Annotated in this window: 11 protein-coding genes; 3 read left to right on the top strand and 8 right to left on the bottom strand. The window is 70.3% G+C overall.

Annotated elements, in window-relative coordinates; all coding sequences use genetic code 11:
* Complete coding sequence (locus PV396_RS32590; protein WP_319210789.1) at window positions 1–1,677, bottom strand: TerD family protein; 1,677 nt, start codon at window positions 1,675–1,677, stop codon at window positions 1–3.
* A gap of 134 nt (window positions 1,678–1,811) precedes the next feature.
* Window positions 1,812–2,414 carry a M48 family metallopeptidase gene (locus PV396_RS32585; RefSeq protein WP_319210787.1) on the bottom strand — a complete coding sequence of 201 codons (603 nt, stop codon included), beginning with the start codon at window positions 2,412–2,414 and terminating at the stop codon, window positions 1,812–1,814.
* A gap of 331 nt (window positions 2,415–2,745) precedes the next feature.
* Between PV396_RS32585 and PV396_RS32580 the strand changes: the two genes are divergently transcribed.
* Together PV396_RS32580 and PV396_RS32575 are read left to right on the top strand one after the other, a co-directional pair.
* The gene (locus tag PV396_RS32580; RefSeq protein ID WP_319210785.1) at window positions 2,746–3,954 is read left to right on the top strand and encodes a TOMM precursor leader peptide-binding protein; all 1,209 of its coding nucleotides are present in this window, start codon (window positions 2,746–2,748) and stop codon (window positions 3,952–3,954) included.
* Window positions 3,947–5,311, top strand: a complete 1,365-nt coding sequence (locus tag PV396_RS32575) for an AarF/ABC1/UbiB kinase family protein (protein WP_319210783.1) — start codon at window positions 3,947–3,949, stop codon at window positions 5,309–5,311. The genes PV396_RS32580 and PV396_RS32575 overlap by 8 nt, the downstream gene beginning before the upstream one ends.
* A 100-nt stretch (window positions 5,312–5,411) precedes the next feature.
* Here PV396_RS32575 and PV396_RS32570 read toward each other — a convergent pair whose 3' ends face one another.
* The 4 genes from PV396_RS32570 to PV396_RS32555 all read right to left on the bottom strand — a co-directional run bounded on the left by PV396_RS32570 (window position 5,412) and on the right by PV396_RS32555 (window position 8,964).
* Entirely contained in the window at window positions 5,412–5,735 is a 324-nt protein-coding gene (locus tag PV396_RS32570; RefSeq protein WP_319210781.1) for a hypothetical protein, read from the bottom strand.
* Window positions 5,732–6,100: a WhiB family transcriptional regulator gene (locus tag PV396_RS32565; RefSeq protein ID WP_189147026.1), complete on the bottom strand. Its 369-nt coding sequence runs from the start codon at window positions 6,098–6,100 to the stop codon at window positions 5,732–5,734. Before PV396_RS32565 ends, PV396_RS32570 begins: the two co-directional genes overlap by 4 nt.
* A gap of 173 nt (window positions 6,101–6,273) precedes the next feature.
* Window positions 6,274–6,597: a hypothetical protein gene (locus PV396_RS32560; protein WP_319210779.1), complete on the bottom strand. Its 324-nt coding sequence runs from the start codon at window positions 6,595–6,597 to the stop codon at window positions 6,274–6,276.
* A 171-nt stretch (window positions 6,598–6,768) separates the two neighbouring features.
* Complete coding sequence (locus PV396_RS32555; protein ID WP_319210777.1) at window positions 6,769–8,964, bottom strand: ATP-dependent DNA helicase UvrD2; 2,196 nt, start codon at window positions 8,962–8,964, stop codon at window positions 6,769–6,771.
* A gap of 193 nt (window positions 8,965–9,157) precedes the next feature.
* Here PV396_RS32555 and PV396_RS32550 point away from each other — a divergent pair, with 193 nt between their 5' ends.
* Window positions 9,158–9,415, top strand: a complete 258-nt coding sequence (locus PV396_RS32550; protein ID WP_319210775.1) for a glutaredoxin domain-containing protein — start codon at window positions 9,158–9,160, stop codon at window positions 9,413–9,415.
* A gap of 97 nt (window positions 9,416–9,512) precedes the next feature.
* Here PV396_RS32550 and nudC read toward each other — a convergent pair whose 3' ends face one another.
* Both nudC and PV396_RS32540 read right to left on the bottom strand, forming a co-directional pair.
* Window positions 9,513–10,460 (bottom strand): NAD(+) diphosphatase, encoded by a 948-nt coding sequence (gene nudC / locus PV396_RS32545; protein ID WP_319210773.1) that lies wholly within the window; start codon window positions 10,458–10,460, stop codon window positions 9,513–9,515.
* 166 nt (window positions 10,461–10,626) lie between these two features.
* Entirely contained in the window at window positions 10,627–12,036 is a 1,410-nt protein-coding gene (locus tag PV396_RS32540; RefSeq protein WP_319210771.1) for a dipeptidase, read from the bottom strand.
* Window positions 12,037–12,039 lie beyond the last annotated feature (3 nt).

Here is a 12,039-nt window from a genome sequence, read left to right as displayed (position 1 = left end):
TCAGACCTCGTACGGCTGGACGACGATGAAGTTGCCGGGGGCGCCCCGGAACTGGAGGTTGACGCTCTCTCCGGTGTCGCCCGGGTAGGCGTTGCGGCGCATCCGTACCTGGCTGGAGACGACCACCTGGGAGGCGGCCGACCAGGCGACCACGGCGTTGCAGTCGGCGAACGTGGTGGGTGTGACGGGCAGGACGACGGGGACGCCGTGCGTCTTCACGACGATGGTGCCGGTGCCCGTGAACTGCATGGTGAACAGGGCACCGCCGGGGATGCCGTGTCCCTCGACGCGACGGACCTCGTACTGGAGGCCCTCGTCGAACGCGAGGACGTTCTCGGCGGACACACAGATGCCGTCGCCCTGGAGTTCGATGGGGTGCAGCATCGTGGAGTTGTCCGCGAGGAACACCTGGCCCTGGCCGGTACAGCGCATCAGCTGCATCTCCTGGCCGGTCGCGTTGCCCACGATCCGGCCGGAGAACCCGGCGCCCTTGTAGCTGAAGTCGACCTTGCCCTGGTAGAGCACCATGCTGCCCTGCCGGGCCAGCACGGGCTGACCGCCCACGCCCAGGTCGACGCGGATCAGCTTCTTGTTCTGCTGTGTCCAGCGCTGCCCGGTCGGCGTCTCCTTGAACTGCTGGAGCGCGGCCGACACTCCGGCGCCCTGGCCGCCGCCCTGGGGGACGCCCTGCGGCACCCCGTAGGCGGCCTGCTGGCCGGGGGCCTGCCCGAGCGGGGGCTGCTGAGCGTAACCGGGCGGGCCGGGGGGCGCCTGAGGAGCCTGAGGCTGACCGTAGCCCGGGGGAAGCGACCCGGTCTGACCGGGTACCTGGCCGTACGGAGCCTGCGGGGGCACCGGCTGTCCGTAGGGCGCGGGTGCCGGAGCAGGCGGTGGCACCTGGGCACCGCCGGGCGGTGTCAGGGGCGCCACGATGGTGGGGGCCGCGTGCACCGACGGCGCGGGCACCGGGGGCGGGGTGGCTCCCGGAGGGGGCGCGAAACCCTGGGCGACGGGCTGCGGAGCGGCCGGGGCCGCCGCCGGAGCACCGAAGGCGGGCGGCGGAGCGGCCGGGGCAGGGGCGCCGAAGGCGGGCGGGGCGAAACCGGGTGCGGCTGAGGGCTGGGGCTGCTGCTGGGCGGGGGCCTCCTCCTCTGCGACCTCACCGCCGAAGTTCTTCAGCAGCGCCTCGAGGCCGCCGTCGAAACCCTGTCCGACCGCAGCGAAGCGCCACACGTCCTTCAGATAGAAGTCGCCCAGCATCACGGCCCGCTCGGTGGAGAACTCCGAGCCGTTGAAGGCGTAGCGGGCCACCTCCTCGCCACCGGCGACGATGCGGATGTACCCGGGGGCGATCTGCGACATCTGCCCGGCGCCGTCGAGCGTGGCCGTGAACGACAGTTTCTGGATCTGCGGCGGGATCCGGTCGAGGGTGACGCGGAAGGACTCCGTGTCGCCTGCCTGAGCGCCCAGGAGCTGGATGGACTCCTCGGGTGACTTCGGCTGGTTGAAGAAGACGAAGTACCGGTCGTCCGAGAGCCGCTCGTCGGCGTCGAGGCCGAAGCAGCTGATGTCGAAGGTCAGCCCCGGTCCGGAGATCTGCACACCCACGTACAGATCCGTGCCCGCTGTGAGATCACTGATCCTGGCCTTGTGGCCGCGTTGGAATTCCCTGGCCATGCGTAACGACCGTCCCCCATCCCGAATGCCGAATGCGTCGGGTCAGGCTAACGGCTAATTCCGGCCTTGGACGAAGCCGGTACAAATCCGGTACACAACACCTCGTCGCCCCCCGGCCCACCCGCCGCTCGGGCTCACTCCCCGCGCGCGGAGGGCGGGGTCGGCAGCCGGTCGGCGGCGACCACTCCTTCGAGGTAGCCCCGGGCCCGTTCGGTGCGTGGATACGCGTCCAGCAGCCGCCAGAAACGGGGCCCGTGCCCGGGCACCAGCAGATGCGCCAGTTCATGGAGGAGGACGTAGTCGACGACGTACTCGGGCATGCCCTGCAGCCGGTGCGACAGCCGGATGCTGCCCTCGGCCGGGGTGCACGAGCCCCAGCGTGTGTTCTGGTTCGTCACCCAGCGCACCGACGCGGGCCGGGCGCGACCGCCGAAGTACTGGGCCGACAGCTGCTCGGCGCGCTCGGCCAGCTCGCTGTCGCCGGGCACCCGTTTGTGTTTGCTCTCCTGGGCGGCCAGTTTGTCGAGCATGACAGTCACCCAGCGCTGTTCCTCGGCCTCGGACATCCGGGCGGGGATGAGCACGATGGTGCGATCGCCCTCGCGGTACGCAGAGACCGTCCGGCGTCGCCGGGAACTCCTGCGGACCTCGATCGCGCTCGCCCCCGAGCCGCTTGGCGGCTGGCTCGTCGTGCTGCGCTGTGGGTTTCCGGCGCGGTGCAGTGGGTCGGCGGGCACGGCACGACGTTACCCGCTGTGCACGGAGGAAGTCTTGACTCCGGCACGGTTCGGCGGCGATCCCCCACCATGCGTTTGATTTGTACGACGAATACTCACCGCCTGTGGACAACTTTCGACGCCCGATGAGCGAACCGGGCAAGCTGGCACCCGTCGGCGGAACGATCACCGAAATCCACCGACAAACCAGGACTTTCAACGGGACGTTCTCTGGCTACGGGGGCCTGTCATGCGATCAACCACCACTTCTGCGCCTGCGTCGGACACAGCTGCCGCGCTGCCGGCCACAACCCACCTGGGTGAAACCCACCCGCGTGTCACCCACCCGACCATGAAGGGCGCGCTGCGCACCTGCTGGCGGGATCTGAACACCGTGCAGTTCGGGATGACGCCAGCCCACGCGATGACACTCGGCCCGATGGACACGGCGACGGGCAGCTTTCTGAGCCTGCTCGACGGCACCCGCGGGCTGCCGCTCCTCCATGAGGAGGGGCACCGGATGGACCTGCCCGCCGACCACATCGACGGTCTGCTGGAGCGGCTGAGCGAGGCCGGGCTCCTCGACGACTCGAGCGGTGGCGGCCCAGCCGTCGAGAAGCTGCGCGGTAAGAAAAGGGTTCTGGAGCGGCTGGGCCCCGATCTGGCCTCCCTCTCCCTGGTCGCACCGGCGCCGGGCGAGGCGATGGCCCGGCTGGCTGCTCGCCGGACGCTGCGGGTGCAGGTCCGGGGCGCGGGCCGGGTGGGCGCGGTGGTGGCCTCCCTGCTGGCGGGGGCCGGCGTGGGCCATGTCGATGTGCGCGACGGCGGGGTGGTCGAGCCGTGGGACGTCGCACCGGGTGGCCTGCCCCTCGACTCCGTCGGCGAACGCCGGGACGAGTCCGCCCGGCGCGCGGCCCGCAAGGCGGCTCCCGACCGCCCGCCACGGCGTACGGCCGCCCAGTCACCGGACGGTGAGAGCGACTCCGGTCTCTCCCTGGTGATCCTCGCCCCGCGCGACGACCTCGCCGTGCACGCGCCCGACCCGGCCGCGGCCGAACCGCTCGTGATGTCGGGCACACCTCATCTGTACGCGGGTGTCGTGGAGGGAACCGGAATCGTGGGCCCGCTGGTGTTGCCGGGAGAGACCGCCTGCGCGGGCTGCCTGGAGCGGTGGCGCGTCGACCGGGACCCTGTCTGGCCGCGTCTGGTGACGCAGTGGCGCTCCGCACGACCTCGCCAGGTCAGGGCCTGTGACCTGGCCCTGGCGACGACGGTCGCGGGCCTGACCGCGAGCCATGCGCTCGCCTTCCTCGACGGCAGGACCCCGTCCACCGCGGGCGCCCGTTGGGAGGTCTCCGTACCCGGGCTCGACTGGCACGCCCGCCCGGTCTGGGCCCATCCCGCATGCCCGTGCGGCGCCGAGGAGAAGAGTAAGAAGGAAGAACACACCTCAAAGGACGGGGAGTCGCACGAGACAATGGCGGAGCAACGGCCGTCGACGGAGTTTCGCCTTAAGGCACACGCGGCGCGGCTGTCCGGAACTTGGAGGGCTCATGTCTGATCTTCCCCGGAAGGCGGTCACCCGTACCGCCAAGCTCGCCGCGCTTCCGCTCGGCATCGCCGGGCGGGCCACCTGGGGACTCGGCAAACGGATCGTCGGCGAGTCGGCGGACATCGTCGGCCGCGAGCTGCAACAGCGCACCGCGGAACAGCTGTTCAAGGTGCTCGGCGAGCTCAAGGGCGGCGCGATGAAGTTCGGGCAGGCACTGTCCGTCTTCGAGTCCGCCCTGCCCGAGGAGGTCGCCGGCCCCTACCGCGCCGCGCTGACGAAGCTCCAGGAAGCGGCCCCGCCGATGCCGACCCGCACGGTGCACTCGGTACTGGCGACGCGGCTCGGCGCGGACTGGCACGACCTGTTCCTGGAGTTCGAGGACAAACCGTCCGCCGCGGCCTCGATCGGCCAGGTGCACCGGGGGGTGTGGCACGACGGGCGCGAGGTCGCGGTCAAGGTGCAGTATCCGGGCGCCGGCGAGGCGCTGCTGTCCGACCTGACCCAGCTGAGCCGCTTCGCCCGTCTGTTGGGGCCCCTCATTCCCGGCATGGACATCAAGCCGCTGATCGCCGAACTCCGGGACCGCGTCTCGGAGGAACTCGACTACGGCCTGGAGGCCCAGGCCCAGCGAGCCCACGCGGAGGAGTTCGCGGACGATCCGGACGTCGTGGTTCCGGCCGTCGTCCACCAGTGCGAGCAGGTGCTGGTGACGGAGTGGATCGACGGCATACCGCTGTCGGAGGTGATCACCGACGGTACCCCGGAGCAGCGCGACCGTGCCGGCCAGTTGCTGACCCGGTTCCTCTTCTCGGGTCCCGCCCGCACCGGTCTTCTGCACGCCGACCCGCATCCCGGCAACTTCCGGTTGCTGCCCGGCGGCCCGGCGGGCAAGGACGACTGGCGGCTGGGAGTACTGGACTTCGGTACCGTCGACCGCCTCCCGGGTGGTCTGCCCCCGACGATCGGCCACTCCCTGCGCCTGACCCTGGACGGCCGGGCGGAGGCGGTCTACGAGGCGCTTCGCGCGGAAGGCTTCGTCAAGGACTCGATCGACCTGGATCCCGACGCGGTACTCGACTATCTCCTGCCGATCATCGAACCGGCCCAGGTGGACGAGTTCACTTTCAGTCGAGGCTGGATGCGCAACCAGGCGGCCCGCATAGCCGACCCGCGCTCCCCCGCGCACCAACTGGGCAAGCGCCTCAACCTGCCCCCCTCCTATCTGTTGATCCACCGGGTGACCTTGAGCACCATCGGCGTCCTGTGCCAACTGGGCGCGACGGTCCGGATGCGCGCGGAACTGGAGGAGTGGCTGCCGGGATTCCTGCCGGAGGACGAGGAGGAGTCCGTGGCCGCCGAGGCCTGACCGGCGCCCACGCGGGCCCAACGCGCGGCGAGGGCCGGTCCGTTGGACGGACCGGCCCTCGCGAGAAGTGGTTGCTGTTACTGCCGAGTTGCCGTGGTCGTTACTGCATGACCGCCATGGCGAGCGCCCGGCGGGCGCGCAGCGAGGCGCGCTCCGCTCGGCGCTGGAGGCGGCGGGCGGTCACCACGCGGTGCGCGCGACGTTCCCGCTCGGCCTCCTGGAGGCGGTCGTGCATATGCGCACGAGCCAGGGCTTCTGGGATGAGTTGCATCTCTCGGGTCCTGTTCTGGCGCGAGTCGTTCGCACCGGTGGTGATGAAGTCTTGGGTCGCGGAGCCGACGGGCTCGCTGGTGGATGGCGTCATCGGGGCCTGCTTCTTGGGGTCGTGCGTGAAGGGGCGGTCGATCGTTCCTGCGGTGTTCATGCCGTGACCGGGTTCTTGCGCGGACGGCCGCGGGGCCGCTTGCGGGCCACGACGACACCCTGGACGAACAGTTCGCCGCCCCAGACGCCCCAGGGCTCACGCCGCTCCTTGGCGCCGGCGAGGCAGGCCTCCATCAGCGGGCAGGTGCGGCAGAGGGACTTGGCGTACTCGACATCGGCCGGCGACTCGGCGAAGAAGACCTCCGGGTCGTAGGAACGGCAGGGGACGGGTACGCCGAGGTTCTCGATGGCGTCGTCGAGCGCGGTGAGCGCAGTGAGCGGGATCAAGGTGCAGTCCTCCGTGAGGCCGGGCGGGGGGATCGTTTCGGAAGGCGGTACGGACGGGGCGTGCGCTTCGAGTTGCACGGTTTGTTTTCCTCGTCTGGTCGTTCCGGCCCTGTTGGGCCGAGTGCGGCTGGTACCGGCGGGTTTTCTCTTGTCCCGAGGCCCCTTCACTCCGTCGTCCCCGTTCGGGGAAAACAGAAGGGCCGCGGATCCCGGATGGGGTTCCGCGGCCCTGAAGGCGCCGGCCTGACAGATCAGGCTGGATCACTCCAGGGTTCTGGCCCACGGAAGGCCCACATCGTGTGGTGCTGCGTCGTCTGCTTGAGGGATCCGGCACCGGCTGCAAAGGCATAGGCCGGGGCCTGTGCCGCTACTGCTCCTGCTTCCAGTGCCTTGCTCGGTCGCTCATTGCGCTCGCGGACAGGGAGACCCGCGAGAGACACGGTGGACGCCGGCCGGACGGCAGGAATGCCGGACAGACCGGTGCCCAGGTTCGAGACGCCGAGCATGCACAGGGAAGCGGTCGAGAGATCGGTCATTTTGACCTCGCTGACAGAGCTGGTGTAGATGCTGATCACTGGACTCGCCTCCTCTCGGCGTCTTGGGGGACTGGGGTGAACCAGTCCAACGGATATACGACTATGAAGTACAGCACGGAGCCAGGCCTTCTGAGAAGACTCTGTTCCGATGGCTAAGAACCTATGGGGATTGCCGGGGCATGCGCAAACCATTTTTCCGACGAGTTTGAATCAGTCATCGCCGTCCTCCCCCGCAACTTCCTGACCTGCGCAGATGGCCAGAACCTCGGTTCCGTACCGGTTGAGCTTGCGCACGCCGACGCCGGGGATGCGGGCCAACTCCCCTTCTTCGTCCGGGACGGTCTCCGCGATCGCCATCAGGGTCCGGTCGGTGAAGACGCAGAAGGCGGGCTGCCCACTGCGCGCCGCCTGGACGGCCCGCCACTCGCGCAGCCGTTCGTAGAGCCCCTCGTCCATGTCCGAGGGGCACTCGTCGCAGCGCATCAGTTTCATCTCGCCCGCGTCGGTCAGAGTGCGCCCGCAGACCCGGCAACGGGCCGGGGTTCTCTGGGTCCGGCGCGGGGCGGCTCCTGGGCTGCCCACGAAGCCGCGCTCGATACCGGCGGAGCCGCCCGTGCCGGTCCGAGGGGCGGTGGCGACGGACCCGGGGCGAAGGCCGTCGAGGAAGCGGCTGGGGCGTCGGTTCGGCCGGCCCCCGGGCGTGCGCGAGAGGGCCCACGAGACCTGAAGGCGTTCTCTCGCGCGGGTCACCCCGACGTACAGGAGGCGTCTTTCCTCCTCGATCTGTTCATCGGTCTTCGCGTAGCTGATCGGCATCATGCCCTCGGCGACTCCGACGAGGAAGACGACGTCCCATTCCAGCCCCTTGGCCGAATGGAGGGAGGCGAGTGTGACTCCCTGCACGGTCGGGGCGTGTTGTGCGTTCGCCCGCTCGTCGAGTTCGGCGACGAGGTCGGCGAGTGTCGCGTCCTGTTTCGCAGCAGCGAAGTCGTGCGCGAGGTTCACCAGGGCGGCCAGGGACTCCCAGCGTTCCCTGACGGCCCCTGACCCCGCCGGCGGTTCACTGGTCCAGCCCTCCCCCGACAGCACGGCACGTACCTGGGAGGGCAGGTCGACGACATCGTCCAGGAGGGAGTTGTTGGCTCCGAACCGTGCGGAGGCGCGCAGCGAGCTGAGGGCCTTGCGCACCTCGGGCCGGTCGAAGAACCGTTCGGCGCCGCGCAGCTGGTAGGGGACACCGGCGTCGGCCAGTGCCTGTTCGTAGGTCTCCGACTGGGCGTTCGTCCTGAACAGGATGGCGATCTCAGCGGCCGGGACACCGGCGGCGACGAGGTCACGGATGCGTCGGGCAGCGCCCTCGGCCTCGGCCGGTTCGTCGGTGTACTCGGTGTAGGCGGGTTCGGGTCCGGGGGCGCGCTGCGAGACCAGTTCCAGGCGGTGTTCCGCGGCGCGGCCCCGGGCCTGGGCGAGCAGGCCGTTGGCGAGGTGGACGACCTGGGGGGTGGAGCGGTAGTCGCGGACCAGTTTGACGACGGTGGCACCGGGATGGCGGGTGCGGAAGTCGAGCAGATGGTCAGGAGTTGCTCCTGTGAACGAATAGATCGTCTGGCTGGCATCACCGACCACGCACAGGCTGTCTCTCTCCCCGAGCCAGAGCTCCAGCAGTCGCTGCTGGAGCGGGCTGACGTCCTGGTACTCGTCGACCACGAAGTGCTGGTACTGGGTGCGCACCTGTTCGGCGATGTCGCGCCGGTCCTGGAGGACCGCCACAGTGAGTAGCAGGACGTCCTCGAAGTCGATGACGGAACGATCCCGCTTGAGGTCCTCATAAGTGGCGTAGAGCTGGGCGATCTCGGCCGGGTCGCGGGGCGCGACACGGCCGGACTTCGCGATGGCGGGCACGTAGTCGGCGGGGACGGTCTGGGTGACCTTGGACCATTCGATCTCGGCGGTGACGTCCCGCAGTTCGCCCCGGTCGAGGCGGATTCGGCAGGCCGCCGCGGCATCGGCGACCAGCTGGATCTTGCGGTCGACGAGGCGCGGCATGGAGCCGCCGACGGCCTTCGGCCAGAAGTACTGGAGCTGGCGCAGCGCGGCCGAGTGGAAGGTGCGCGCCTGGACTCCGCCGGCGCCGAGCTGTCGCAGCCGCCCGCGCATCTCTCCGGCTGCCCGGGCGGTGAAGGTGACGGCGAGCACACTGGAGGGCTGGAGGATTCCGGCGCGCACGCCGTAGGCGATGCGGTGGGTGATCGCCCGTGTCTTGCCCGTGCCGGCGCCTGCCAGTACGCACACCGGACCGTGCAGGGCGGTGGCCACTTCGCGCTGCTCGGGATCGAGTCCGTCGAGCACCGCGTCGGCCGAGTCCGGAACCTGCGGGAAGAGAGTGGAGTGCGTTGCTGCTGTCACACCGCCATGCTGCCAGGTCGCCGGAGACGGGTGAGCAGGTTGTCCACAGGCAGGCCCCTGCAGTCGTACTAATGCGGCAGGCGTCTCCTGCCCGGCCGCTCGCTCGATACCCCAGGCGGGAATGGTGGCCGGGGCGCGAACGTTCACCCAGAGCGAGCACCCGTCCCCGAACTGCTGAGGAGCGCTAGAGACCATGCCGGGCACTGTGACGATGTACAGCACCACGTGGTGCGGCTACTGCCAGCGGCTGAAGAGCCAGATGAATCGCGAGGGCATCGCGTACAACGAGATCAACATCGAGCACGACCCGGACTCCGCGGCGTTCGTGGAGAAGGCGAACGGCGGCAACCAGACGGTTCCGACGGTGCTGGTGGTTCCCTCCAACGACGGCCCGCAGGTTGTGATGACGAACCCGAGCCTCGCCCAGGTGAAGCAGGCCCTCGGCGCCTGACCCGCGTGACTGCGACCCCCGCCCGGCCCGGTGGCCGTACGGGGGTCTTCGCATGCCCGGGGCGCCGGGCAGCCGGCTCAGGGGCCGTCCTCGGGCGTCAGAGCGCGCTGCCCGGCTTCGGCAGCGGCTTGCCGTACCAGAGTTCGATCAGGCGGGCCGCGATCGAGATGCCGTACGGCGGGAGGACCTCACCGGATTCGAAGCCCGCGCGCAGGTCCTCGCGGGAGAACCAGCGGGCCTCGTGGATCTCGTCGCCGTCGACCTCGATCTCGTTGGAGACGGCCCGGGCATTGAAGCCGAGCATGAGACTGGACGGGAAGGGCCACGGCTGACTGGCGACGTACTCGACCTGGCCGACGAGAATGCCGGCCTCCTCGAACACCTCGCGGCGCACCGACTGTTCGATGGACTCGCCGGGCTCGACGAATCCGGCGAGCGTCGAGAAGCGGCCCTCGGGCCAGTGGACCTGGCGGCCGAGGAGGATGCGGTCGTCCTCGTCGGTGACGGCCATGATCACGGCCGGGTCGGTGCGCGGGTAGTGCTCGGCGCCGCAGGCCTGGCAGCGGCGGATGTGGCCGGCAGCGGCGATGACGGTGCGCTCGCCGCAGCGGGAGCAGAAGCGGTGCAGGCGCTGCCAGTTCTCCAGGGCGACGGCGTGCACCATGAGGCCGGCGTCGCGGGGCGAGAGGAGCAGGCCGGCCTCGCGCAGGCCGGCGGGGCGCGCGGACTGGTCCATGCGGCCGGGCAGGCCGTCCTTCTGGAGGGCGAAGTAGCTGGTGCCCTCTTCGTCGGTGCCCAGGAAGTAGCGGTGTGCCTCGGTGAGGGGGGCCTCGAAGGAGGGGGTCATGACGAGTTCGGTCCGCCCGTCGGGCGTCTCGTCGATGAGGACCTGCCCGCCGGAGACCACGAAGCAGCGGGTGGTGGGGTGGCTCCACGCCGCGGCGAGCCAGGCCTCGTCGAGCCGGTGGTGGGCGGCCCGGTCGATACCGCTGGGGGCGGTGAGGGAGATGGGACGGTCGGCGGTGTGGTCGGTCCAGGTGGTCACAGGTGCTTCCAACTCCCCCGGTGGAACGGATATTTCGGCGGGCGGTTCGGCGGGACGTGGGTGGCGGCGCTTCGGGGGCGGCGGTTTTCGGACGGGTTCGCGCGGGTTTCGGGCGGTGCTGTCGGAACCGCCCGGCGCGTCCGACGGTCCGGACCGGACCGGATCGTCAGGACTCATGGCGCCAGTTTTCCGCGAGGTCGCCCCACAGATGGGCGGTGGTCTCGACGCCCTTGAGGAGCAGATCGATCTCCACCTTCTCGTTGGGGGCGTGCCAGCCGTCGGAGGGGACGGAGATGCCCAGGAAGAGCACGGGGGCACCGAGGACGTCCTGGAGGTCGGCGGCCGGGCCGCTGCCGCCCTCACGCGTGTAGCGGACCGGTTTGCCGAAGGCGCGGCTCATGGCGCGTACGACGGACTGGAGGGCGGGGTGGTCCAGGGGGGTCAGACACGGGCGGGTGGCCGCCGCGAACGTGATCTCGTACCGGATCCCGGCAGGGACGTGGGTCGCGGTCCAGTCGCGGACGATCTTCTCGATGTGGTCGGGGTCCTGGCCCGCGACCAGCCGGAAGGAGAGCTTCACCATGGCCGAGGCCGGGACGATCGTCTTGCTGCCGGGCCCCTGGTAGCCGCCGCCGATGCCGTTGACCTCGGCGGTGGGGCGCGTCCAGACGCGCTCCAGGGTGGTGTGTCCGGCTTCACCGTGGGTGGCGTACGACTTCGCGGTGCGCAGCCACTGCTCCTCGTCGAAGGGGAGTTCGGCGAAGAGTTCGCGTTCCCGGTCGGTGAGGTCGGTGACGCCTTCGTAGAAACCGGGTATCGCCACGCGTGCGTGCTCGTCGTGCAGTGCGGCGACAAGTCGGGCGACGGCGGTCGCCGGGTTGGGCACCGCGCCGCCGAAGGAGCCGGAGTGGATGTCCTGGTCGGGTCCGTGGAACTGGATCTCGCACTCGGCGAGGCCACGCATACCGGTGCACACCGTGGGGGTGTCCTCGGCCCACATGCCGGTGTCGGAGACGATCACGGCGTCGGCGGCTAGCCGGTCTGTGTGCGTCTCGACGAGGGTCCGGAAGTGGAGGGAACCGGACTCCTCCTCGCCCTCGACGAGCATCTTCAGGTGGACGGCGGGTGCGGTGCGGCCGGTCGCGGCGAGGTGAGCGCGGACGCCGAGTGTGTGGAAGAACACCTGGCCCTTGTCGTCGGCGGCGCCTCGCGCGTGGAGGCGGTTGCCCCGGACGACCGGTTCGAAGGGGTCGCTGTCCCAGCCGTCCTCGCGGGCCGCGGGCTGCACGTCGTGATGGCCGTAGACGAGGACCGTGGGAGCGGCGGGGTCGTCGGCGGGCCACTCCGCGAAGACCGCCGGTGCGCCAGGTGTCGCCCAGACCTCGACGGTCGGGAAGCCGGTTTCCCTGAGTTTGGCGGCGAGCCAGTCGGCGCTGCGTCGTACATCGGCGGCGTGGTCGGGCTGGGCCGACACGGACGGAATGCGCAGCCACTCGGCGAGGTCGTCGAGGAAGACGGCGCGGTGCTGCTCGATGTACGTGCGGACGGCGCTGTCCGGGGCCTGGCTCATGGTCATGAG

The organism is Streptomyces sp. ME02-8801-2C (assembly GCF_033793965.1).
Taxonomy (GTDB): Bacteria; Actinomycetota; Actinomycetes; order Streptomycetales; family Streptomycetaceae; genus Streptomyces.
The sequence above is the reverse complement of the archived record's forward strand: the minus strand, read 5'-3'. Positions and strand labels throughout refer to the sequence as shown.